Source organism: Streptomyces sp. NPDC049915 (genome assembly GCF_040656475.1).
Taxonomy (GTDB): Bacteria; Actinomycetota; Actinomycetes; order Streptomycetales; family Streptomycetaceae; genus Streptomyces.
In genome coordinates this window covers 347,062-369,252 of the sequence record NZ_JBFAMH010000003.1, presented here as the reverse complement: position 1 = coordinate 369,252, position 22,191 = coordinate 347,062, and the positions used below count along the sequence as shown (strand labels likewise).

Annotated in this window: 22 protein-coding genes and 4 pseudogenes; 13 read left to right on the top strand and 13 right to left on the bottom strand. The window is 70.2% G+C overall.

Going from position 1 to position 22,191, the window contains the following annotated elements; translation table 11 throughout:
- Positions 1-5 precede the first annotated feature (5 nt).
- From AB0J12_RS06565 to AB0J12_RS06545, 5 genes are read right to left on the bottom strand one after another with little or no spacing between them, the layout of a single operon-like run.
- Positions 6-2,102, bottom strand: a complete 2,097-nt coding sequence (locus AB0J12_RS06565; protein ID WP_363263075.1) for an ATP-binding protein — start codon at positions 2,100-2,102, stop codon at positions 6-8.
- Positions 2,099-3,586, bottom strand: coding sequence for a glycosyltransferase family 2 protein (locus AB0J12_RS06560; protein ID WP_363263074.1), 1,488 nt, complete (start codon positions 3,584-3,586; stop codon positions 2,099-2,101). The genes AB0J12_RS06565 and AB0J12_RS06560 overlap by 4 nt, the downstream gene beginning before the upstream one ends.
- Positions 3,583-4,683: a HEAT repeat domain-containing protein gene (locus tag AB0J12_RS06555; protein ID WP_363263073.1), complete on the bottom strand. Its 1,101-nt coding sequence runs from the start codon at positions 4,681-4,683 to the stop codon at positions 3,583-3,585. Before AB0J12_RS06555 ends, AB0J12_RS06560 begins: the two co-directional genes overlap by 4 nt.
- On the bottom strand, positions 4,680-5,054 hold the full coding sequence (locus AB0J12_RS06550; RefSeq protein ID WP_363263072.1) for a response regulator: 375 nt from the start codon (positions 5,052-5,054) through the stop codon (positions 4,680-4,682). Before AB0J12_RS06550 ends, AB0J12_RS06555 begins: the two co-directional genes overlap by 4 nt.
- A complete protein-coding gene (locus AB0J12_RS06545; RefSeq protein ID WP_363263071.1) occupies positions 5,054-5,440 on the bottom strand; it encodes a response regulator in 387 nt (128 codons plus the stop codon). Before AB0J12_RS06545 ends, AB0J12_RS06550 begins: the two co-directional genes overlap by 1 nt.
- 552 nt (positions 5,441-5,992) lie before the next feature.
- On the opposite strand from AB0J12_RS06545, the pseudogene AB0J12_RS06540 reads away from it, so the two are divergent.
- A pseudogene (locus AB0J12_RS06540) lies at positions 5,993-6,413 on the top strand (IS5/IS1182 family transposase); the annotation flags it as partial.
- An 88-nt stretch (positions 6,414-6,501) separates the two neighbouring features.
- Here AB0J12_RS06540 and AB0J12_RS06535 read toward each other — a convergent pair.
- Entirely contained in the window at positions 6,502-7,014 is a 513-nt protein-coding gene (locus tag AB0J12_RS06535) for a hypothetical protein (protein WP_363263070.1), read from the bottom strand.
- 322 nt (positions 7,015-7,336) lie between these two features.
- Between AB0J12_RS06535 and AB0J12_RS06530 the strand changes: the two genes are divergently transcribed.
- The 9 genes and pseudogenes from AB0J12_RS06530 to AB0J12_RS06490 all read left to right on the top strand — a co-directional run bounded on the left by AB0J12_RS06530 (position 7,337) and on the right by AB0J12_RS06490 (position 14,978).
- Positions 7,337-7,768, top strand: a complete 432-nt coding sequence (locus AB0J12_RS06530) for an ASCH domain-containing protein (RefSeq protein WP_363263069.1) — start codon at positions 7,337-7,339, stop codon at positions 7,766-7,768.
- Between the two features lie 107 nt (positions 7,769-7,875).
- Positions 7,876-8,256, top strand: a pseudogene (locus tag AB0J12_RS06525) (sodium-dependent transporter); the annotation flags it as partial.
- Between the two features lie 44 nt (positions 8,257-8,300).
- Positions 8,301-8,435, top strand: a complete 135-nt coding sequence (locus tag AB0J12_RS06520) for a hypothetical protein (RefSeq protein WP_363263235.1) — start codon at positions 8,301-8,303, stop codon at positions 8,433-8,435.
- A gap of 460 nt (positions 8,436-8,895) precedes the next feature.
- A complete protein-coding gene (locus tag AB0J12_RS06515) occupies positions 8,896-9,834 on the top strand; it encodes an ATP-binding cassette domain-containing protein (RefSeq protein ID WP_363263068.1) in 939 nt (312 codons plus the stop codon).
- Positions 9,831-10,682 carry an ABC transporter permease gene (locus AB0J12_RS06510; RefSeq protein WP_363263067.1) on the top strand — a complete coding sequence of 284 codons (852 nt, stop codon included), beginning with the start codon at positions 9,831-9,833 and terminating at the stop codon, positions 10,680-10,682. The genes AB0J12_RS06515 and AB0J12_RS06510 overlap by 4 nt, the downstream gene beginning before the upstream one ends.
- Before the next feature lie 35 nt (positions 10,683-10,717).
- Positions 10,718-12,013: a histidine kinase gene (locus tag AB0J12_RS06505; RefSeq protein WP_363263066.1), complete on the top strand. Its 1,296-nt coding sequence runs from the start codon at positions 10,718-10,720 to the stop codon at positions 12,011-12,013.
- Positions 12,010-12,678 (top strand): response regulator transcription factor, encoded by a 669-nt coding sequence (locus tag AB0J12_RS06500; RefSeq protein WP_363263065.1) that lies wholly within the window; start codon positions 12,010-12,012, stop codon positions 12,676-12,678. Before AB0J12_RS06505 ends, AB0J12_RS06500 begins: the two co-directional genes overlap by 4 nt.
- A 708-nt stretch (positions 12,679-13,386) precedes the next feature.
- Positions 13,387-13,983: a TetR/AcrR family transcriptional regulator gene (locus tag AB0J12_RS06495; protein WP_363263064.1), complete on the top strand. Its 597-nt coding sequence runs from the start codon at positions 13,387-13,389 to the stop codon at positions 13,981-13,983.
- Positions 13,980-14,978 carry a DMT family transporter gene (locus AB0J12_RS06490; RefSeq protein WP_363263063.1) on the top strand — a complete coding sequence of 333 codons (999 nt, stop codon included), beginning with the start codon at positions 13,980-13,982 and terminating at the stop codon, positions 14,976-14,978. The genes AB0J12_RS06495 and AB0J12_RS06490 overlap by 4 nt, the downstream gene beginning before the upstream one ends.
- Before the next feature lie 291 nt (positions 14,979-15,269).
- Here AB0J12_RS06490 and AB0J12_RS06485 read toward each other — a convergent pair whose 3' ends face one another.
- The 4 genes and pseudogenes from AB0J12_RS06485 to AB0J12_RS06470 form a co-directional block, all read right to left on the bottom strand.
- A complete protein-coding gene (locus AB0J12_RS06485) occupies positions 15,270-15,647 on the bottom strand; it encodes a fic family toxin-antitoxin system, toxin component (protein ID WP_363263062.1) in 378 nt (125 codons plus the stop codon).
- Entirely contained in the window at positions 15,647-15,886 is a 240-nt protein-coding gene (locus tag AB0J12_RS06480) for a hypothetical protein (RefSeq protein WP_133931978.1), read from the bottom strand. Before AB0J12_RS06480 ends, AB0J12_RS06485 begins: the two co-directional genes overlap by 1 nt.
- Before the next feature lie 71 nt (positions 15,887-15,957).
- Positions 15,958-16,741, bottom strand: a pseudogene (locus AB0J12_RS06475) (transposase family protein).
- Between the two features lie 131 nt (positions 16,742-16,872).
- Positions 16,873-17,688, bottom strand: a complete 816-nt coding sequence (locus AB0J12_RS06470) for a DUF2637 domain-containing protein (RefSeq protein ID WP_363263061.1) — start codon at positions 17,686-17,688, stop codon at positions 16,873-16,875.
- 509 nt (positions 17,689-18,197) lie between these two features.
- Between AB0J12_RS06470 and AB0J12_RS06465 the strand changes: the two genes are divergently transcribed.
- Positions 18,198-18,461, top strand: a complete 264-nt coding sequence (locus AB0J12_RS06465) for a DUF6233 domain-containing protein (RefSeq protein WP_363263060.1) — start codon at positions 18,198-18,200, stop codon at positions 18,459-18,461.
- 285 nt (positions 18,462-18,746) lie between these two features.
- Here the strand turns inward: AB0J12_RS06465 and AB0J12_RS06460 are convergent, their stop codons facing one another.
- Complete coding sequence (locus tag AB0J12_RS06460; RefSeq protein WP_363263059.1) at positions 18,747-19,226, bottom strand: ATP-binding protein; 480 nt, start codon at positions 19,224-19,226, stop codon at positions 18,747-18,749.
- A gap of 310 nt (positions 19,227-19,536) precedes the next feature.
- Between AB0J12_RS06460 and AB0J12_RS06455 the strand changes: the two genes are divergently transcribed.
- Positions 19,537-19,782 carry a hypothetical protein gene (locus AB0J12_RS06455; RefSeq protein ID WP_363263058.1) on the top strand — a complete coding sequence of 82 codons (246 nt, stop codon included), beginning with the start codon at positions 19,537-19,539 and terminating at the stop codon, positions 19,780-19,782.
- Positions 19,783-19,787: 5 nt separating this feature from the next.
- On the opposite strand, the pseudogene AB0J12_RS06450 reads toward AB0J12_RS06455, so the two are convergent.
- A pseudogene (locus AB0J12_RS06450) lies at positions 19,788-20,594 on the bottom strand (IS5 family transposase).
- An 80-nt stretch (positions 20,595-20,674) separates the two neighbouring features.
- On the opposite strand from AB0J12_RS06450, the gene AB0J12_RS06445 reads away from it, so the two are divergent.
- Positions 20,675-21,736: a hypothetical protein gene (locus AB0J12_RS06445; protein ID WP_363263057.1), complete on the top strand. Its 1,062-nt coding sequence runs from the start codon at positions 20,675-20,677 to the stop codon at positions 21,734-21,736.
- A 114-nt stretch (positions 21,737-21,850) separates the two neighbouring features.
- On the opposite strand, the gene AB0J12_RS06440 is transcribed toward AB0J12_RS06445, so the two are convergent.
- Entirely contained in the window at positions 21,851-21,985 is a 135-nt protein-coding gene (locus AB0J12_RS06440; protein WP_363263056.1) for a DUF6207 family protein, read from the bottom strand.
- Positions 21,986-22,191 lie beyond the last annotated feature (206 nt).

The following is a 22,191-nucleotide window of genomic DNA, read 5'->3' as shown; positions in this document are numbered from 1 at the left end:
GCCGTTCAGGCGGCGCCCTCCGCGTGGTCCGTGCCGGCGAGCGGCAGGAAGGCGGTGATCGTGGTGCCCCGGCCCTCTTCGGAGTGCACCTCGGTCCGCCCGCCGTGGTTGGCGACGATCGTGTGCACGATGGTCAGCCCGAGACCGGTTCCCGGGATGGCCTGGTCGGTGGCGTTCGAGGCGCGGAAGAACCGCTGGAAGAGCTTCTGCTGCTCGGCCGCGGGGATGCCGATGCCGGTGTCGCTGACGCTCAGGACCGCCTCCCCGTCCCGCTGGTCGGTACGGACGCTCACGTTGCCTCCGCCGGGGGTGAACTTCACCGCGTTGGACAGCAGGTTGATCAGGACCCGGTCGAGCTGGTCGCCGTCCGCGTGCAGGACAAGCGGCTGCTCGGGGCACGTGGTCTCCAGTGAGACCGAGGCGGCATCGGCGGCCGGCCTCATCGCGTCGGCCGCCGATGTCACCACCCGGCACAGGTCGACCGGTGTCTTCCGGGAGGTGAACGCTCCCGACTCGATGCGGGACAGAGTGAGCAGGTCCTCGATCAATGCCCGCAGCCGGTTCGCGTTGCGGTCGACGATGTCGAGCATGCGCAGCTGGGGCGGGTTGAGCGGACCGGTGTCCTCGTCCTTCAGCAACTCGATGTATCCCACGATGCTGGTCAGAGGGGTGCGCAGCTCGTGCGAGACGGTGGACAGGAAGTCGCTCTTGGCCTTGTCCAGGGCACGCAGCTTCTCCACCAGGCTCGACTCCTGCTCGTACAGCAGGGCGGTGTGCAGCGCCCGGCCGACACCGCTGGCCATGGACTCGGCGATTTCCATGTCCACCGGACGCCAGGGGCGGTCGGAGCTGGTACGGGCCACGGCCACCGCACCGATCGGTTCCTCGCCCACTCCGACGGGGATGACCACCGCGGAGTCCAGGTCCAGCTCCGCCGCGGCAGCGCGGTTCTCGGCCGGCATGCCGGTCTCCCCGAAGGAGCCGGGGGCGCCCGGGATCGGCCGGCTGTCGGAGGTGTACTGGGGAATGTCGGTGAGCAACCACACCGTTCCGCGCCGGTAGTGGTCGCGGACCACGTCGGCCGGGAGCGTGGGAATGCTTCTCCCCTCCTCCTCCGACAGCAGGCCGCGCTGTGCGGACCACACCCGGACCAGGGGGAACTCGGCACGGTCGTTCTCGGCGAGCAGGATGAAGACGTAGTCGGCGGCCAGGACCTCGCCGATGCCGCGGCACGCGGTGTCGAGGACGTAGTCGACGTCGAGGCGGTCCCTGATCCGGATGCCGGTCTCCCTCGCGGCCCCCGACAGTCTCTGCCGCTCCTGCTCGACCGTGAGCAGGCGACTGCTCTCGTCCGCGAGCAGGTTGACCGACCGGGCCACCGCCCTGATCTCCTCCGGACCGTCCTCGTCGGCCCGCGCCGAGTGCTCCCCCGCGGTGAGCCTGGCGAGCGTCCGCTCGGTGTTCCGCAGCGGTCTGGTCAGGGCACGGGTGGTGCGCATCGAGGTGTACACGGCCACGGCGACGGCCGCGACCACCGCGACACCGAGGCCCGCGACGCCGAACCGGATCACCGTGTCGGCGTGCTCCTCCAGACGATTCCCTTGAGCGGCCAGTCGGTCGCTCACGCGGTCGTTGGTGGCCTGGAACTCCTCGAACCGCCGAGTGGCCTCACGAGTGAGCGCGGCGGCCCGCTCGCTTCTCGGGGCGGCGTGCTCCTGCGCCGCGGTGACGCGCAGATACGCCTGGAGCTGCCGCTGCTGCGTCGCGAGTTCACGTTCGTCCACCACTCCGTACCCGCGAAGGTCGTCGATGATCGCCGGAATGGCGTCCCGGGCCATGCGGAAGGCGTCGAGTTCGGCCTGGTCGCCTGTGATCAGATAGCCGCGCATCGAACGTTGCGCGCTGACGCCCGTGTTGGCCAGGCGCAGATTCTCGTCCTCGGCGGGGTGCACCCGGTGCGTGAGACGGTCGTGCCGGCTCTCCAGCAGCAGCGCGCCGGTCAGCGTACCGGTCCCGCACAGCGCGATCAGCAGGGTCAGCAGTGCGAACGCGAGGCCGAGCCGACGCGCCACCGGGGCGCCGGCCCTTCCGGAAACGTTCATGCCCGATCACCTCCGCCCTCACTCGCCTGACTGGAAGAGCCGAATCCGGCGCGGGTCATCGAGCCCCATTCCTGGGGGGACCGGCGCAGCCCGTCCCACAGCCCGCGCAGCCGCCACCACGCCGTCAGCTGGCGGTATCCGATGTTCTCTGCGAGCACCCCGATGAGAACGCCCCGGACGTCCCGCCACTGCGTGAACCGGTGGAAGGCGTACTCCTCCACCACGACCGACACCATGCTGACCACGAGGGCGTAGACGTAGGCCGCGAGCAGGAAGTGCCACAGAAAGTCCACGTTCACCGCGCCGACCAGCACGCCCAGGGGCACCAGGACGAGGCCCGCGAGCTCCACCAGCGGAGCCAGCAGTTCGAAGACGACGTGGAAGGGAAGGGCCAGCAACCCGATGCGGCCGTAGGCGGGGTTTCCGATCATGCGGCGGTGCTTGATCAGGATCTCCGTCAGGCCGCGGTGCCACCGCCGCCGTTGCCTGGCGAGGACCTTGCGCTGCGAGGGCGCCTCGCTCCAGGAGATCGGCTCGGTGACGAAGACGATGCGGTAGTCGCGGCCCTGCTCGCGCATGTGCCGGTGGAGGCGGATGACCAGTTCGGCGTCCTCGCCGATGCAGTCCGGGTCCATTCCGCCGGCCGCCACCACCGCGTCCCTGCGGAACAGGCCGAAGGCACCGGCGATGATCAGCAGACCGCCGAGCCGGGACCATCCGGTGCGGCCGAGGAAGAAGGCGCGCAGATACTCGACGACCTGCACGCGTCCGAGCAGGTCGGGGGGAGCGTGCGGCTCGACCACGCGGCCGGCCACGACGGTGCAGCCGTTGGCGAGGCCGATCGCCCCGCCGGTGGCGACCACCCGCATCGGGTCGTCGCTGAACGGCTTGGCCACGGCGAGCAGCGCCTGCGAGTCGAGGATCGAGTCCGCGTCGACCATGCACAGCAGTGGATAGCGCGCCAGGTTGATCCCCACGTTGAGCGCGTCGGCCTTGCCGCCGTTGACCTTGCGGGCCACCACCAGGGGCACCGGGCCGCCCCGGGGCAGATGGACCGAGGTGACGTCGCCGCGTGCGGGGACGTCACGGGGGACCACGCAGTCGACCTCGACGAGGTCGAAGGCGTCCCGCAGGGCGTCCAGCGTGCCGTCGGTGGATCCGTCGTCGACGATGACGACCTCGAACACCGGGTAGCGCAGCAGCAGCATGGCCCGTACCGCTTCGACGATGCCGGCTGCCTCGTTGTGCGCGGGCATGAGCACCGAGACGGGCGGGGTGAACGGGCTGGAGGCGGCGTCGTCGTAGCCCGCGAAGCGAGCCCGGCGCGCCCTTCTGATGAACTCGCGGACCGCCAGGAGGACCAGTACCAGGTAACCGGTGTTGATGGCCAGGAAGTAGATGATCACCGCGTTGTCGGTCACGGCGATCACGGTGTGCACCACGCTGAGCAGCTCCGCCCACATCCCCTCGCCGGCCGCGCTCACAGCGCCACCTCCACCCGGAGGTCGTGGCGCGCACCCCCGACCTCCCATTCGTCGAGCGCGGCCCTGGCCTGGGCGGCGGCCGGTCCACCGGGACGGTCGCCCGCCGCCGCGCGCAGCACCGCCTGCCCTGCCGGACCGAGCTTCAGCAGCGCGCGGGCCGCGGTGGCCGCCACATGCGGGTCGGGGTCGCCGACCAGCCAGGCCAGCCGGCCTGTCGCGGCGACGGCCCCGAGACTGCCGAGGGCGCCGACCGCCACGATGCGCAGGGCGGCCGGCCCGCTGCGGCCGACGGCCGCGAGCAGAGGTTCCAGGCCGTCGGGCATGCCGAGTCTGCCGAGCGCTCGTGCCGCTTTGATCCGTACCTCTACGGAGGGATCCTCGCGCAGCGCGCGGGCGATCACGGACGCCTGGGAGACCGCGCCGGTCGCGCCCAGCGCCTCGATCGCCACCGCCCGGACGAGGGGTTCCGGGTGCTCCAGCCCGGCCGCGACCCTGCGCTGTGCCTCCGGCCCCAGCGAGACGAGGGCACCGGTGACCACACCGGGCGCCACGGGCCGCGGTCCGTGCAGGGACTCCAGGAGGTACGGCACGGTTGCCGGATCCCCGCACCTGCCCAGCGCGCGTGCGGCGGCCAGCCGCACCTCGCAGTCGCGGTCGGCCAGCAGACGGCACAGCGCCCCGGCCGCGGGGCGGTGGCGGAGCTGACCGAGCACCTGCGCGGCGCGACCCCGGCGGGCCGCGCTGAAGCTCGACAGATCACCGACGGCGTCCACGGCGGCGCCTCGGAGCTCGTACAGGCGGACCAGCGCCGTACGGGCCGCACCGGACACCTTGGCCAGCAGCGCCGTCAGGGTCGGCTCCAAGGCGGTCCAGGTCCGCCTGTCGGTCCCCGCAAGCAGGCTCAGCAGCTCGCTCTGCTCGTCCTCCTCCGCGCACAGCAGCTGCATCAGCAGACCGCGCACCGGTGCCACGAGGCGTTCACGTCTGTGCCGGCGCAGGCCGCGGACGCCGCGGCTGACGACGATCATCAGGCTCAGCGTCACCACAACGGCCGGCAGACACAGCAGCGCGCCGCTCACGATACCTGTGGGAATCACCGTTCCACCCGGCTGAGCAGCGCGGTGACCCTGCTGGACAGTTCGCGGGGGCTGAAGGGCTTGATGATGTAGTCGTCGGCGCCCGCCGCGAAGCCGACCTCGACGTCCCCCTCCTGCGACCGCGCGGTGATCATGATGACCGGGAGCGTCGCGGTTCTGGGCGCGGCGCGTAGTGCCCGGCACACGTCCAGGCCCGACATTCCCGGCATCCGTATGTCGAGCAGGGCCAGGTCCACCGTGTCCTCGCGCGCCGCTTGCAGCGCCGCCAGGCCGTCCTCCACGGCCGTGACACGGTGACCGCTCTGGGTCAGCTTGAACGCCACCAGACCGCGGATGTCCGCGTCGTCGTCGGCTATCAGGACGTGGGCCATTACTCCTCCTGTGACACGGCAATCCGGTAGGACTCCAAGAGCCGGGCCACGGACGACTGCCGGAACGGCTTGGCCAACAGTGCGTCCGCGAGGTCGACCAGGTCCTCCGGGTCGAGTACCGAGGAGACGACCAGATGGCAGCTCTGCGTACGCTCGTCCGCCCGTAGCCTGCGGATGACCTCCCGGCCGTCGATGCCGGGCAGCATCACATCGATGACCGCGATGTCCGGAGGGTCGGCGAAGGCGAGGTCGAGCCCATGTTCCCCCGAGGAGGCGACGGTCACGGGGCATCCCAGCTCGCGGAAGTGCCGTGCCAGCAGGGCGCTCACGTCCGGGTCGTCCTCGATCACGAGTACGCGCGGTGGCACCATCACCGTCCTGTCCACGAAGCAAGACCGTCATCCACCAAAGTAGGGCCGAAGTGTCACCTACGCCACATTTATCCCATCCGCCCCATCGGGGCCGGCCTCCCCTGACAGGAGGTCGGCCTTCCTGCTGCCGGGCCCGGAGCGTGACACGCCGGAAAGCAGCAGTGGCTGTATCCGACCGGTTGGTAAGAGCGATGGTCGGGCTCTGACGCCTGGCACCCTGAAACTCGTCTGACGCACACCGCCGCGCAGGATGGCTCAGGGGTCATCACCACGGAGCTGCACGGGAACCTCGCCCTGGGGCGGCCCTTCGCGGTAGCGTGCGGCACGTGGAGTTCCAGCCCCGTTGAGCGCGCCTCGGAGGCGTTCCAGCAGTCGTTGACCGCAGGGGAGATCGAGGCCGTGTGCCGGCGCGCGTTCGGCGGTGATGCCGTTGTTGTGTCCGTGGTGGAGTTGGGAACGGGCATGTACGACAACGTCTATCGCGTGGCTCTGGCCGGGCGGGATCGGCCGGTGTTTTTGCGGGCGGCGCCAGCGCAGGATCGGCAGTTCCGCACCGAGCGACACCCGATGAGGAACGAGTTCGCCAGGCGGCGGGAGATCGGGACGCGTTGGCGGCGCCTTCCCGCCTCGTGACAGGCCCTGCTCGCCCTGGCCCACCCGCGGTGCGGCGACACCTGTCCCCCAGCCGGCCGCCGGGTTCGGCACCGGGATCGTGACTGTCTACTGCTACCTACGCGAAGCCGTCGGCCCTGGCCGCCATCGCCCCATCCCTGGCCGAGGCGATGCGGACGATCCAGCAGAAGGCGCTCGTCATCCTGGACGGCACCCTGCCGCCGATCGACCGCATCGCCGCCGGCATCCGCTGCTACTGCGGGGAGAGGCACAAGCGCCACGGCATGAACGTGCAGGTCTTCACCGATCCGTTCGCACGGTTGCTCTGGGCCTCGCCGGCTCTGCCGGCTCGACCCACGACCTGACCGCCGGGCGCGCCGGCACCGACCTCAGCACGACGGTGGACCGCGCCCCCACCAGGGGGCGGGCTGATCATGCGTCGTGGGGCGTGGTGGTCGACCGCCTCATGACCTACGGTCCTCGGCCTCTGCCTGCCGGGGCGTGGTCCAGCTGTGGTGAACCCCGTACGGCTCCCGATCGTCCGTCCTGGTCACCTCGGGGGTGTCGAAGCCCTGGGTCAGTACCAGGCTGCGCAGGGTGCCGTACCCGAGCAGGACGGTCGCGGCCGCGGTGAACATCAAGCCGAAGGTGTCGTCGTACCCCAGGCCGTCGCCGGTCCGCAGCACATGCACCAGACCCCAGCCGCTCAACACGGCCAGCAGGGCCCACACCGGCCACAGCAGCCGGTGCATGCGCCGCCGCTGCCGTACGTGGGCCGTGGACCGGAGAACGACCCGCAGCCGCGCCTCGCAGTGCTCGCAGAACACGCTCATCTCGCTCGGCCGCTCGGCGAACCGGTCCAGGCTGCCCACCTCCGCGCTGACCAACGTCGCCGTCTGTGTGCTGTCACCGACGTGCCGCGTGACGTAGGTGTGCGTGATGCTGTACTGGAACTTGTCCAAGATCTCGCTACCCACAGCGCCTCCCCCGCTCTCCCGGCTCCCGCCGGTTTCCTTCCCGTTCTTGACGGTTCACACCCGTGGGGACAGGGATGGGTCCAGCTTGATCTTCAGCCTGTGCGGCGGGGCCGTGGGGTGGCTGACTTCTCAGCCGAATTGCCCGCGACCTCACCAGCTGGATAGCCGCCCGAGACTTCCCCGGACGGCCGAACAAGCAGATCAGCAGGTTCTCAAACACGGCCTACGGTAAGGGCGTGTTGTGAACGTGCTTACTGTGGGTTCGGGAGCGAGCGGAGGGGTGGCCCTTGATCAGCGCGGCTGGGCTTCATACCCTCGCTCGATGGAACATGACGATCTTCCGACCCTTGAACTCGCCTTCCCGGGTCCGGAACGTGACCGTGGTGTGGCGGCGATCCTGAACGGTCAGAAGACCGCGCTCACGGGTCTCCTGGAGATCTACGAGCACACCGGAGAGGCAGTACCGGTGACCGGCCAGCGATTCTCGGTGCTTGATTCCGAAGGTCGTCCGGCCGTCACGATCGAGCTCGTCGACGTGCGCGTCGTTCCCATGAAGGATATCGACGACGACTTCGCGCGAGCCGAGGGACGCGGATACTCCGACGTGGCCGAGTGGCGGGCAGCCCACGAAGAGTTCTTCCGGAGCGATGGCGTGAGCGAGTACCTGGGACGCACCCCAGTCATTGATGACGGCACTCTTGTCGTTGCGGAACGCTTCCGAGTGGTCGAGCCAGACGACTCGGGTGGTCAGTGACCCGGCTCCGACTCGATGAGCATCCGGGAGGATCAACCGGACAGGCCCTGTGGGTACTGGGACGGCTGCTGGTCATAGCCACTCGTTGACGACTGCGACCAGCACGGTTGCTTCGTAACGGACGGCGAGCCTGTCGTAAAGCGCGACTCGCTCTGCCCGGCGCCTGGACTCCGCTACTGGCCATCCCCGGCGTCGCGTCCCTGCTCCGCCAGACCCCCGATACCGACGGCGTCAGCGGCCTGGTGACGGCGATGATCCTCATCACGGCGATGGCCGTCGGCGCCGGAGCCACCGTGTGGACCGGCAAGGGGGACGGCGACCAGCCGACCATGGTGGGGCTCGTCCTCGCCTCCACCTTCCTCAGCCCGCTCACCCTTCCCCTGCTCATCGGCAGCCTGCTGCCGCTGCTCAGCGATGGTTACGCGGGCACGCTCGCCGGGGCCGCGCACACCGCCCCTGGCGGATTCGCCCTGATCGGCGCGGTCCTGCCCTGCGCGGCCGGCACTCTGTGCCGTCTGGCACTGCCCGCGCCGTGGCTGAGCCGGTACTCGGCGTCATCGAGCCGGTCGCCCTGGTCGGCTCGCTCGTCCTTACCTACGTCAACGCCTGCGGCGCCTCGGCTCCTTCCTGGCCCGCCCGCGCCCTCTGCTGCTCGCCGCCGCGTTGACCGTGACGGCGAGCGTCTGCCTGCTGTCGTTCACGGTCGGCAACGCCGCCGCACGCCTACTGAGACCGGACGCCCCGGGGGCCTCGTCACTCACGCTCGCCTGCGGCATGAACGACAGCAGCGCGAGCGCCGTTCTGATCACCCACCACGCTGCCCGCAAACCGCAGTTGCTCCTACCCGTCCTCGCCTACGGTCTGCTGCAGAAAACGGCCGCCGGCCGAGTGGTGAGCCGCCGGCGGCCTCGCACCCGCTGTTCGCCCCCGCCGGACCCCTGACCGGCCATCGGGCCGGCCGCGCAACCTCACGCTCGCTCCGTGCGCACCACCGGGTCGTCATACCCCAGTACCACCTGCCCGGCGCTGTTCAGCCCTCTGGTACCACCGGATTCCGCAGGTCACGGACTTAGCGTGAGGGAGAAGGCGCCAGGCGTTTCGGGCGCCGCATTCCGAGAGAGGTGCGAATGATCGAGGCACAGCAGCTCACCAAGAGGTACGGGGAGAAGACAGCCGTCGACGGTCTGGACTTCACCGTGAAGCCCGGCACGGTCACCGGCTTCCTGGGGCCCAACGGTGCGGGCAAGTCCACGACGATGCGCATGATCGTCGGACTGGACGCGCCGACCAGCGGCTCCGTCACCGTGAACGGACAGCGCTACGCCCGCCACGAGGCGCCGCTCCAAGAGGTCGGGGCGCTGCTGGAGGCGAAGTCGATCCACCCGGGCCGCTCGGCCCACAACCACCTCCGGGCGCTCGCGCTCACCCACGGCATCCCGCGCCGCCGGGTCGACGAGGTCGTCGAACTCGCCGGTCTCGGCAGCGTCGCGAACAAGCGGGCCGGCGCCTTCTCCCTAGGCATGGGCCAGCGGCTCGGCATCGCCGCCGCCCTGCTCGGCGACCCGCAGACGGTGATGCTGGACGAGCCCGTCAACGGCCTGGACCCCGAGGGCGTCCTCTGGATCCGGAACCTGCTCACCGCCCTCGCGGCCGAGGGGCGCACGGTCTTCGTCTCCTCGCATCTGATGAGCGAGGTGGCACTCGTGGCCGATCACCTGATCATCGTCGGGCGGGGACGGCTGCTGGCCGACACGACCGTGCAGGACCTGGTCCGGGAAGCCGGCGGCGACACCGTACGCGTCGCGACCGACGACCCCGCGCGGCTGCGGGACGTGCTGGCCGGGCCGGGTGTGGAGATCGCCGGTCGCATCGGCTCAGAGGAACTGCAGGTCACCGGTATGTCCGCCCGTGAGATCGGCCTGAAGGCCGCCGAGCACGCGATCCCCCTGTTCGAGCTGACCACGAAGGCGGTGTCGCTGGAGGAGGCGTTCATGGAACTGACCCGTGATGCCGTCGAGTACCACGGCACCACCACCGGCACCGAGACCTCCGGGAGCGCGGCATGAGCACCCTCACGGCAACCCCCGAAATCCCCGAGACCGCCCCGACGGCGCCCGAACGGCCCGTGTACCGGGTGACCGGACGGCGCGTGCTGTCCTCCGAGTGGGCCAAGCTCTGGTCCCTGCGCTCCACGTGGATCACCCTCGGCCTGGGCCTGCTGTTCCTCGTGGTCTTCGGCGTCATCGCCGCGAGCCACTACAAGTCCAGCCTCGGCTCCGGCCGGCACATGGACCGCGACTTCGCCACCGCGACGGCCGCGAGCCTGTCCCTGTTCGGCACGAACTTCGCCCAGCTCGCCCTCGGTGTGCTCGGCGTACTGGTCACGGCGGGCGAGTACTCCACGGGCATGATCCGCTCGACGCTGGCCGCTGTGCCGCGCCGGCTGCCCGTCCTGTGGTCCAAGGCGGCGGTGTACGGGCTGGTCGCGCTGGTGATCGCGACCGTCGGCGCATTCGCCGCCTTCCTCATCGGCAGCCGGATCGTCTCCGGCACGCCCGCCGCGATGGGCCTCGGCCACGCCGGCGTCGTCCGCAGCCTGTTCGGCGCCGGGCTCTACCTGGGCCTGGTCGGCGTGATCGGCACCGCTCTGGGCGCCCTGCTGCGGTCGGTGGCCGGCGGCATCTCGGTGCTGGTCGCCGCCCTCATGCTCGTCCCCGGGCTGGTCTCGCTGCTGCCCAGCTCCTGGCAGGGCGACATCTCTCCCTACCTCCCCAGTAACGCGGGCGAGTCGGTCTTCGCCCTGACCCACGACTCGACCGCCCTGTCACCAGGCGCCGGGCTGCTGGTCTTCCTCGGCTGGACGGCGCTCGCGCTGGCCGGAGCGGCGTACCGGCTGCTGCGCAGCGACGTCTGAGCGGCGGCGACCCGCATCATGGTCCGGTGACCTCGATGACCACCGAAGATCTCAGCGGGATGGGACCCCTGGTCGCCCGGCTCGGCCGGGCCGGCCAGCGGCTCCGGCATGCCGACCGGGCCCGTCCGTGGGTGCTGGACACCGCGGTGGTGGTCGTCGTCTTCCTGGTGTTCTGCCTGCCCGACCTGCTGCACGCGGTCGGCGTGATCGGCGGGGACGGTGACGGGCCGCGCCGCTTCCGCCTGGCGTTCACCCGGTTGCCCGTGGCGGGCATGCTGGCCCTGCAGGCCGGACTGGTGGTGCCGCTGCTGTGGCGGCGCCGCGCGCCCGCCGCGGCCTTCGGCGCGGTCACGGCCGTGTTCGTCCTCCAGTGGTCCCTCGGCGCCCTGCTGCGTGCGGACGTCGCCCTCTTCGTCGCCCTGTACAGCCTCGCCCTGCACGGGCGCCTGCGGCAACTTCCGTGGGCGTGCGCCGTCGCAGCGGGTGCGCTGAGCCTGGTCGCCGCCCGGGTGTCGGTGGCGATGTCGGTCTGGGACGCACTGTTCTTCCTGTTCAGCACGGCGACCGCGGCCCTCGCGCTCGGCCTGATGATCCGTATCCGGCGCGCCCAGCTGGCAGGGCTGCGTGACCGTGCGACGCGGCTGGAGATCGAACGCGACCAGCGGGACAGACTCGCCGTCGCCTCCGAACGGGCCCGAGTGGCCAGGGAGATGCACGACATCGTCGGCCACAACCTGTCCGTGATCATCACCCTCGCCGACGCGGGAGCCTACGCCGCCGGCGCCGCTCCGGAGCGGGGCAAGGAGGCCCTGCACCTCATCGGGGACACCGGCCGCCAGGCCCTGAGCGAACTGCGCAGGGTGCTCGGCGTCCTGCGCGAGCCGGACGGCCCGCGCGGGGAGCCTGAACTCAGCCCCCAGCCCGGTCTCGCGGACATCGACGCGCTGTGCGAGGCGGTGCGCGCCGCCGGCCTGGAAGTCGTCTACCGTACGGCCGGTGACATCGACGCCCTCGACAGCGGGGTGCAGCTCACGGTCTACCGCATCGCGCAGGAGGCCCTGACCAACACCCTCAAACATGCCGGTGCGGGCGCCCGTGCGAACCTGGCGGTCCTCGTCGAGGACACACGGCTGACCATCACCGTCCAGGACTCCGGCCCATCCACACCGGTCGGCCGTCCCGGCCCGGCGAACGAGGAAGGACACGGCCTGGTGGGCATGCGGGAACGAGCGGCACTCTACGGAGGGCACGTCAGTGCGGGCCCGGCCGGCGGCGCCGGCTGGATGGTGCGCGCCACCCTCGACCTCGCTCCCCAGGCTGGCGCCCGATGACGACCGTGCTCATCGTGGACGACCAGCCGCTCCAGCGATACGGCTTCCGCATGCTCCTCGACTCCGTGCCCGAGACGGAGGTGGTCGGCGAGGCCGCGCACGGAGCCGAAGCCGTGCGCAAGGCCGCCGAACTGCGCCCCGACGTCGTCCTCATGGACGTACGCATGCCCGGCATGGACGGCATCGAGGCCACCCGCCGTATCGTCGCCGCCGGCGGCCGTTCCCGGGTCCTCGTCCTGACCACCTTCGACGTCGACGAGTACGTCTACGCGGCCCTGCGCGCCGGAGCCAGCGGCTTTCTCCTCAAGGACGCCCGCCCCGAGGAACTCCTCGCAGGCATCCGTGCCGTGGCCGCCGGCGACGCGGTGATCGCGCCTGCACTCACCCGCCGCCTGCTGCACGAGTTCGCCCGTCTCGTGCCACCCGGCGGCAATGGCTCTGCCGAGGATCCGCGCCTCAGCGCCCTCACCGACCGCGAACGGGAGATCCTCGTCGCCATCGGCAAGGGCTGGTCCAACGGGGAGATCGCCACGCATTTCGTGCTGTCGGAATCCACGGTGAAGACCCACGTCGGCCGCGTTCTGTCGAAGATCGGCGCCCGCGACCGCATCCAAGCGGTGATCTTCGCCTACGACCACGGCCTGGCCCGACCTCATGCGGACTGAGCCCGCGTCACTGGCGACGGACACGCCCCCTCAGACAGCGGATGTCCGTGTACACCACTCCTCGGCCTAACGGAGGGAGTGGCCCGCAGCCTCCAACCGTTGCTGCAGTCGAGTTGCCTGGGCCGCCGCGCCGGCGGTCGACCGTTGGCAACCGCCCGGAGCTCGCGCCGGAACGGATCCAGCACACATGAGGCCGGGAAACCCCATGAACACGTGAGAACTACGGAGGGGTGCTTTCCAGGCCAGGAGCGGTGCAGCCAGCGTTTCCGCCGGTCACAGCTACGAGGGAATTCACTTCTGCAAGGCGAACTGGTCCGCTCTCCATCGTCGCTGTCGCACGGACCGACGACAGCGGCCCGGCTACCGTGCGTGCGGTGCCGAGGGACACCACTGGCGGACCGTCCGGGCGGGCAGGTCCCGAAGACCTGCCTGCGCCGCGCACGACCCTCCCGCGCACTTGACGATGCCCCGCACCGATCGGTGCGGGGCATCGCGCTCTTACTTGCCTTCGCCCTTCTGGGCCAGCGGGAGCGTCGCCCTTGGTGCGCGGCTGGGGGACCTCCGCCTCGGCCGGAGGCCTGCGCACCAATCGACGTCGCCGGTGGCGGGCTCGGCCTGCGCCGGGCGGGGCGCGGCGCTTCGGGCGGTAGCGGCGGTGGTTTTCCACTCTGTACTCTAGGTAGACCTACCTACCTAGTTTGGATTGTGATGAGCGAGACCGACGTGAGCGCCGCGCGACGGCGGCCTGCCCGGGAACGGCTTCTGGAAGCGGCGGCCCGGCGCTTCTACGCCGATGGCGTGGCGGCGACGGGCATCGACACGATCACGGCCGAGGCCGGCGTGGCGAAGATGAGCCTGTACAACAACTTCTCCTCCAAGGCCGACCTGGTCCGGGCCTATCTGGACGCCCGGCACGAGGAGTGGCTCGGTCTCTACCGGGCTCGGCTGGAGCACGCCGACGGTCCCCGTGAAGGTGTGCTGGCCGTCTTCGACGCCTACGCGGACCACGCGGCGTTCGCCTACGAGCACGGCTTCCGTGGTTGCGGGCTGCTGAACGCCGCCGCCGAACTCCCGGTCGGCGATGAGGGCCGCGCCGTGGTGCGCGCCCACAAGGAGCAGGTCGAGCAGCTGATCGCCGGTCACCTTCAGCAGATGCTGCCCGGTCGGCCCGACAAGGCCCGTGCGACGGCCGAGCACCTGTCCTTCCTGCTGGAGGGCGCGATGGCCCGCGCCGGCCTGGAGGGCGATGGCGAGCGCGTCCAGCACGCCCGCTCGATGGCCGCAGCTGTGCTGGACCGGCTGTGACCGGCCACGGCCGGTCCGCGGGAGCCGGGGCCCTGTGTGTGCTGGCCGCCTCCGTGCTGTGGGGTACGACCGGCACGGCTGCCACCTTCGCCCCAACCGTGGGCCCACTGGCCATCGGCGCGGCGGCCATGGGTCTGGGCGGGCTCCTCCAGGCCCTCATCGCCGCTCCACAGATCGCCCGCGACGCCGCCGGTCTGCGTGAGCAGCGCGGCACGGTCCTGCTCGGCGCCGCTTCGGTGGCGGTCTATCCCCTGGCGTTCTACAGCTCCATGCACCTGGCCGGAGTCGCCGTCGGCACCGTCGTCTCGATCGACACCGCCCCGCTCGCCTCCGCCCTGATCGAACGCGTGGTGGACGGCCGCCGACTCACGCGCCGCTGGATGTCCGCGGCCACACTGGGCCTGTTCGGCACCGTCCTGCTCTGCGTGGCCGAAGCCGCTCGCGCCACCGACAACACCGGCCGCGCCTCCACGACCGGCACCCTGCTCGGCATCGGCCTCGGACTCATCGCCGCCGCCACCTATGCCCTCTACTCCTGGGCCGCGCACCGGCTCATCAGCCGCCAGATCCCCTCCCGCGCGGCGATGGGCGCCGTCTTCGGGACCGGCGGACTCCTCCTCCTGCCCGTCCTGGCCCTCACGGGCGCGCCACTGGTCGCCTCCTGGTCCAACGCCGGAGTCGGCGTGTACATGGCGCTCGTCCCGATGTTCGCCGGCTACGTCCTCTTCGGCTGGGGCCTCGCCCAGGTATCCGCCAGCACCGCCACCACTCTGTCCCTGCTCGAACCGGCCGTCGCCGCTGTCCTCGCCGTCCTGGTCGTCGGCGAACATCTCCCCGCAACCGGCTGGGCAGGCATCGCCCTCGTCATCACCTGCCTCGCCGTCCTCACCACCCCCACAGCCACCCGCCACTCACGCAACCGGCCACGGAACTGTGCGGACGACAACAGCAACCAGCCCGTGAGAAAGGTCGCAGACGCCGCCCACAGGCGGTGACCATCGAACACGACACGATTGAGGCACCTATTGGACGCCACAGCTGCCGAGCTATACCGCCACGCCGACTGGTGGCCGGTCTTCGGATTGATCCCGATGATCCGGCATGCCTCGTTGTTGCTGTACCCCTGCTTCACGAGCCGGAAGTATGCAGCTCGCTCAGTGGAGAGGGGCCTGGGCCCTGAGCCGTTGTCCGGTTCTCCCGAATCTTGAAGTCCATCGCGCCCCTTGAGCTGGGGTGTTGCGACGACCACTAGAACGGAAGATACAGGGGCGGGCCACCGAGTCGCTTCAGCTGGTGGCGGGCCAGGCCCGCAGCAGGACGGCGATCTTCCCGGCGGTGCAGGCGGGGTCCAGGAGCAGGTCCTTGAGGGCGATGGCGTCCTCGCGGGCGGGCTTGACGGGAATCCCGGCGGCCTCGAGGTACATGACGCCGGTGGCAGCGGCGACGGCGAGGTTGGAGCGCTCCAGCCAGCGGCAGCGGCCCAGCGTGTGTACCAGGGCGGCGGCTTTGGCGTACGGGCCGTCGTAAACGGGCTGCTCGAACAGCTCCGCCCGGTGGCGGGCGACCGCGGAGAGGGGAACACCGTAGTCGTCGGGGGCCGGGTCGTTCGCTCCGGCCGCCTCGGCGACCTGCAGGATCCAGGGAACGTCGATGTGCAGTTCCATCAGGCGGCGCGCGCTCCGGGGGGCGTCTGCTGGGCTTGTTCGGCCTCGTCGAAGACCGATTGGTGGTCGGCCAGGAACCGGGCGGCGGCGTCCACCGCGCGGGCACGCAGGCCGCTGGTGTCATCGTGCACGAGGCGGGCGAGGTAGTCGCCGATGCTCAGTCCGAGGTCGGCGGCGCGTTTCTTCGCGAGTTCTGCGACGTCTTCGTCCACGCGCGCGCCCAGCTGTGTCTTCGCCATACCAGTATGGTAACAGCTGTTACCGCGATGGGTGGGCGACAGCGGCGACAGGCGGGCGTTGTTTTCCGACTTCATGCTGATGCGGCGAGGTGGAGGGTGAGGACGGCCTTGACCAGGCCGGTGATCCGGGTGGTGCCGCAGCGGAGCTTGCGCAGCAGCCGCCAGGACTTGAGGGCTCGGCAACCGCCTGCTCGCCCAGGGCGCGGATGCGGGCATGGGAGCGGTTGTGGGCCTGCTGCCCGGCCGAGAGCTTCTCCCCGCGGCCCCAGTAGGGCACCCGGACGGTGCCGCCGGCGCCTCGGTAGGCTTTGTCCGCCCAGCAGGCCGCGCCGGCCTCGCTCAGAGCGTCGGTGATGCCGTGGGTGCGGGCCGCGCGGAGGTCGTTGACCGCACCGGGCAGCGCCGGGAGGCCCAGATCAGCTTCCCCGACGGGTCGGCGAGGACCTGGACGTTCATGCCGTGCCGCTTGTGCTTATCCGAGTAGTACGGCCGGTCAGCGGCGATCCGGTCGATCGGCAGCTGGGTGCCGTCCAGATCACATGCGCCTTGGTGGCGGCCGTCTTCATGGCTTTGGTCAGGCCCGGGGCCAAGGCCTCCAGGATGTCGACGGCCTCATGGATATACGACGGCCTCATAAATATAGCGGCAGACGGTGGCAACCCCGATCCGTAACGCCGCGGCAAGACGGCTGTAGGTGTCGCCGCAGCGCAGGTGGGCCAGGAGCAGCAAAGCCTGCCGACTGCTGGAGAGGCGGCGCCCCCGGCAGCCGATAGCTCTGCGCCGCTCGGTCAGGTGACGGCTGAGGAACCGCAGGGCCGAACTGGACAGATCGATCGCTGATGGGCAGACAAGCACGCGAAGCTCCTGGCCTGACAGGTTGATCTTGGTCGACAACCCATCTACCAGGAGCTTCGTCTGTTGCTACCGCCGGGGTCTGCCCGCAGCCTCAGCGCCAGGTTGGATACGGCTCACTGCGTGTCCTTGAGTCAGAGCGGTCTATGCCCTTTGAGATTCGTGGACTCCGGAGGTGCGAGAGTGAGGCGCTGCCGGCGACGTGAAGTCCTCTGGCGAGGTGGCCGAGTAAGAGTGATCTGACGGACCATCTGTTGGAAGCAAGCCAGGGATGCAATGGCCGGCAAGGCGGCTGATGCGACACTCGTGAAGGTCATGTCGGCCTCGGCCATGCAGAGGATCATTGCCAGGGAAGAAAACAGCAGAACGACGAACCAGGAGTGCATCGCACGCCGTTGGTGCAGGGCGGCCCGCAGGATGGAGAGCGAGGCCACCATCCAGGGGCCATAGATCAGAAGAGGCCACCCCTCAGCCATGGCGCCCCGTGCACCCGCAACGTGCAGAAGAGGTGCGTAGGCCACCATGCCGCCAAAAACACTCACCATAGAAACGATGACGCAAGCGATTGCGGCGATGAGGTAACTGAGGGTCTGCAACCTCGTGAAGCGGGGTTCGCGGGCTCGCACCTTCCGATGCCCGGCGGAAAAGCGCCGGATAGGCGGCAACTCAGCAGTGAGCTGCACCAGGTTGTCCATCGGGTCGTCGGTGGAGTCAATGCCGGGGGACGGCTCGCTACGAGGAGGTGGCACGGCAGCCACCTGGTCTGCCGTCGCGGCATCCTGCAAGAGATAGGTGAGTTCCTCGACGGGATCCCAGCCCGCTACCGGGGACGTCATCGAATGCAGGGGCTCAGCAGCTCCCATGTGCCAACCTGCCGACTGCCCGTCCTGGTAGGCACCGAGATATTCATCAGGCCGGGCGAACCAGTGATCCGGATAATCGTGATTCACGAAAGTCCGCCTCCGTCAGATGCGGGATGCGAGGCAATCGGATTGCCCCGGGCTGGCCCACCGCCGACTGAGCTCCTCCTGGGCCGTATCCAGCAGCACCAGGAGCTCCCCGAGCAGGGTCTCAGTGACCCGCAGTTCGACCTTCGCGCCGTCTCTGTGCAGGGTGCCGTTGGCGTCAGGCGATGAGTACGCCGAGGCCGGCGTGAAGATGTACCGCCCTAGCGCCACGCCACGGGCCGTGGGGAGCTTGTCCGCCGTCGGCCCGGAGGGGGCCGAGGAAAAGAGACTTGCTTTCGTCATGCTCCGCTAACGCATGCCGCACTCCTCCAGATGCGCGGCAAACGAGTGAGACGATTTGGTGAAAATTTTAGAGACGGTGCTTGTCGTAAGAGTCGGCGAGGAGAGGCCACTCCCTGTGGACGGGATTCGCGGCATCCCACGACCGCTCCCGGCTTGGCCATAGCGCCGTAGCCCAGTCGAGCAGGTCGGCGGCCGCGGCGCCCCTGTACGTGGCGGGATCGAGCAGATCCGCCAGTTCCACGGGGCCCAACCGACAACACGGGCTGCGGCCCGGCCACCCGCCCCAGACTGGCAGATCCAGTACGGCCTCACCGGAAGAACGTCGACTGGGTGCACACCGTGACTGCTGGGCGGCCACGAAGAGCGGCCGATCTCGCCCGACCACACGTGCTCAGGCGCTGGAGGCGCTGCGTCAGCAGGTCCCCGTGTGCGCGCACTGCCGGCCCGACACCGTGCTCGGCCTCCTGAACTGATCACCTCAGGCGAGTGGGACCGGCACCGCCCCATCCCCACTGCTGAAGGAGGCGACAGGCGACTCATGACCTAAAGGACCGTAGCTTGGGAGCGCATTGTCTGGCCGCCCTTACCTGCTGCGTGCCCACGACGCCCGCACTGATTCAGCTCGATTGGAGCTGTCATCCGGATGCCGGGACCGCAGGCCATCTGACCGCCGCCGTCGCCCGTCACGACGCCCCCGTCGGCAAGCCGCATGCAACACCACGCCCGCCGCACGACCGGGCAGCACCAGTGGCGCACCTCTACTGAGGCGGCCGCCCGGAGATATCACCGTCGGGATCGTCGGCCAGGGCCAAGCGGGCGGTGATGCGTTTGCCGACCGGCTCGCGCTGCCCCTCGAAGCCTTGGGCGACGGCCATCACGATCTCCAGGCCGTGCTGTCCGACCCGGCCGGCGTCCGCGGCCCGGACGATGGGCACCACGGGATAGGAGTCCCACACCACGATCTCGACCAGACCGCCGGGGAAGCGCAGGTCCAGCAGCACCAAGCCGGGGGCGTACTTGCGGGCGTTGGTGACCAGCTCACTGACGACCAGCTGCGTGAGGTCCATGGCGCGCCGGGAGACGGGCAGACCGTGTTCGGACTGGACACGGGTGAGGAAGCCGGCGGCCAGGTGACGTGCCTGGGCGATAACGGTGCTATCCCCGTCCCGGGCCAAAGTTGTCTGTGTGGCCCGCCGTTCGGGTGTGGTGCCGTCCTTGCCCACGGGCGTCGAGTCCATAGCGGCTGCCTTCACTACCCCGTTCACGCCTCGCGCTTACCCGCGCCGGGCGGCCGACGCCTTTACGGATCGTTTCAGAATGCCGTCCTGCCGAGACTCTGGCTGCCCCATGGAACAATCCCTTCAGCCGCGCGCTCAGGGAGATGACGCCGTATGGAACAGGGTGGGGCTGCACGAGACCTCGTGCTCGGTTACGTCCACGCTCTGAACGCGATTGATGAGGCCCTGAGGGTGGCGATCCCCGCTCTTGAGCGGCTGGCAGATGTCCTCGGGCCTGGCCCGTTCGCGCCGGATCAGCCGGAGCGGGTGCGTGGGCACCCTCTCCTACAAGATTCATGGGGCAGGCTGCCGCTTCGTCGGCAACAACGGCACCGACATCGATGTGGACTTCGAAGCCGACGGAAGCGCAGTCTTCGACCTCTGGCGGCTGCGCTGGTACGGGCTGAGCCTGCCAAAGCCTCTCGACGTCACGGATCAGGACCTGCGGGCCGCAGTGCGGTCGCTGCAACCGCTTCTGACCGAGGTGCGGCCTGGGTGGTTCCGCGTAGCCAACTGATCGCTTCAGGATGAGGTTCGCAGGCGGCGCAGGCATATGAGGCTGCAGGCCAGTTCGAGCAGTCCCTGGTGGAGATCGGCGCGTCGCTCGTAGCGGGTACGGAGCCCTTTGAACTGGTGCAGCCAGGCGAAGGCGCGCTCGACGACCCAGCGCACCTTGCCCAGTCCGGAACCGTGAGCGGCGCCGCATCGCGCGATCAACGGCTTGACGCCCCGCTTCCACAGCAGGCGACGGTACTTGCCGAAGTCGTAGCCCCGGTCCGCATACAGGCGCGGGGCTTGCTGCGGGGACGTCCCAGCAGTCCCCGGATCGGTGGGATGGCGTCCAGCAGCGGCAGGAGCTGAGTGATGTCGCGCCGGTTGCCGCCGGTCAAGGTGACGGCGAGCGGTGTTCCGTGACGGTCGACGATCAGGTGGTGCTCAGAGCCGGGACGGGCGCGGTCGACGGGTGAGGAGCCGACGTGATCCCCCCTTTGAGAGCCCGGACGTGCGAACCGTCCACGGAGCAGTCGTCCAGGTCCAGCAGGCAGGCGCTGCGAAGTTCGGTCAGCAGGCAGCATGCAGGCGCGGCCACACGCCGGCCTCGGTCCAGTCCCGCAGCCGACGCCAGGCCGTCACACCGGAGCAGACCACCGTCTCCGCGGGGACATCACGCCACGCGACACCCATCCGCAGCACGTACATGACGCCGGCGAGTGCCGCTCGGTCCGGAACGCGCAGCCGCCCGGGACAGCGGCAGCGGCGCTCAGGAGCGGGCGACAGCAGCGGGGCAACCCGCTCCCACGGGTCGTCAGGAACAAGATCAGCGCGCACCCGGACACCCTGCCGACCAAGAGCGCCGAGCACAAGATCCGTAGTTCAACTCGTTCAGAAACGATCAGTAAGGTGTGCCGGTGATCTTCAGAAGGAAACAGAAGGCCGCGGACCTGGCCGCCGTAATGGCAGAGCTGGAGCAGGCAGTAGCCGCTCGCGACGGTGGCCGCACCGAGCGTGCGTTCAATGCGGCGATGAGTGGGCTGCAGTCGGCGACGGGCACCGAATGCGTGCCGGTGGGACCCCGGTTGGCCGCGCTACTCCCCGCCTTTCCGCCCACCGGTCCGCGCCCGATGCTGGCGACGATGGCCGGCTTCTGCGTGGAACGCGGTGCCGATCCGGCGGCCTGTGCGGAGCCGATCCTCGACGGCACCCACCGGGATCTGCTCGATGCCCTGGAGTTCGCCCGCCGCTGGGCCGCCGCCGGCCGTGCCGGGGACGAACTGCCGGAGGCCGACGAGAAGATCATCGACGACGCGCTGATGGCCCGGCTGGGAGGCGAGGCGCACGAGGCGTTGCGGCTGGCGCTGGCTTGGTGCTCTGTCGAGCAGTGGCAGCCCCCCGCGCTGGCCGTGCTGTGCCGCAGCGCCGAGGTGCGCCGTCGGCACGCATCCGCGCTCCTCCCCGCCTGCCGCGACCTGGCGGCCCTCGAGCGGCACGACCTCAAGTGCCTGGCCTATGCGCTGGCGATCCTGGACGACGAGCCCCTGGTGGTGTTGCACCGGCCCACCGGGACCGGGTTCGAAGTGCGCATCGGCGGCATCGGGGACAACTTCCAGTTGCACACGCTGCTCGCCCACGTGCTCGTCGGCGGCGGCCACGTGCCCGGCACCGCACCGTCGGCGGAGAGCGTCCGCCTGGCCACGGCCCCCGAGCCCGCCCAGGGACGCACCGGGGCCGTCGCGTCTGGGGCCTTCGAACTACTCGCCCCGGACGGGGAGCGGATCTGGAACGAGGGGCTGCCCGACGACATCCCCGTAGTGGAGGGACGACGCCTACTCGTGCTGGAGGAGCCGATGTACCCGCGCAGTTGGAATGCCGACCGGTTCTTCCCGATGCTCCCGGGTACGGCCGAGCTGACCCGCGTGCTGTCCGCCGACGAGGTCCAGACCTGGTTCACCTACACCTGCTGGACGTCCTGACTCGGTCGCCCGGCGCCACCGCTCGGCGTCGGCAGCTGCCGCGGCCAGATCCGCACAGATGTCGGTCTAGCGCAGGTACCGCTGGTCGGCGAGGACCCTGCCTCGCCATGAGCGCTACACCGTGGTCGGCTTCTTGGTCGGGCGGGCCACGGCGGGAAGCTCCTGGCGCAGGTCGAGGGAGCAGCGCAGCCGTACGCCCGGCTCGCCGGGTGTCCTGGTCCGGCGAGGTTCTCCGGCGAGCGCATCCACGTCGCAGGGTCGGTCGTGCGGCCCTCCAACAGGTCGGGCATTGCAGCCGGTTGGTGAAGTGAGCGGCGGCGCCCTGCTGCGCCCGGGGGAGGGCAGCGTCCCGGCCCGGGTGGTCGACGACGTGCGGCGCGGCCGCCGCCTGGTCGTGGTCGTGATCGTCGGCACGCGCGGTGGGCGAAGCGGTCGCGGCCGGGGCTTCGTACCGC

What these genes read in the sequence shown, in the direction of transcription:
- AB0J12_RS06565 (WP_363263075.1), bottom strand. Translation starts at nt 2,102, where the DNA reads ATGAACGTTTCCGGAAGGGCCGGCGCCCCGGTGGCGCGTCGGCTCGGC.
- AB0J12_RS06550 (WP_363263072.1), bottom strand. Translation starts at nt 5,054, where the DNA reads ATGGCCCACGTCCTGATAGCCGACGACGACGCGGACATCCGCGGTCTG.
- AB0J12_RS06530 (WP_363263069.1), top strand. Translation starts at nt 7,337, where the DNA reads ATGGAACATGACGATCTTCCGACCCTTGAACTCGCCTTCCCGGGTCCG.
- AB0J12_RS06515 (WP_363263068.1), top strand. Translation starts at nt 8,896, where the DNA reads ATGATCGAGGCACAGCAGCTCACCAAGAGGTACGGGGAGAAGACAGCC.
- AB0J12_RS06510 (WP_363263067.1), top strand. Translation starts at nt 9,831, where the DNA reads ATGAGCACCCTCACGGCAACCCCCGAAATCCCCGAGACCGCCCCGACG.
- AB0J12_RS06505 (WP_363263066.1), top strand. Translation starts at nt 10,718, where the DNA reads ATGACCACCGAAGATCTCAGCGGGATGGGACCCCTGGTCGCCCGGCTC.
- AB0J12_RS06500 (WP_363263065.1), top strand. Translation starts at nt 12,010, where the DNA reads ATGACGACCGTGCTCATCGTGGACGACCAGCCGCTCCAGCGATACGGC.
- AB0J12_RS06495 (WP_363263064.1), top strand. Translation starts at nt 13,387, where the DNA reads ATGAGCGAGACCGACGTGAGCGCCGCGCGACGGCGGCCTGCCCGGGAA.
- AB0J12_RS06485 (WP_363263062.1), bottom strand. Translation starts at nt 15,647, where the DNA reads ATGGAACTGCACATCGACGTTCCCTGGATCCTGCAGGTCGCCGAGGCG.
- AB0J12_RS06480 (WP_133931978.1), bottom strand. Translation starts at nt 15,886, where the DNA reads ATGGCGAAGACACAGCTGGGCGCGCGCGTGGACGAAGACGTCGCAGAA.
- AB0J12_RS06460 (WP_363263059.1), bottom strand. Translation starts at nt 19,226, where the DNA reads ATGGACTCGACGCCCGTGGGCAAGGACGGCACCACACCCGAACGGCGG.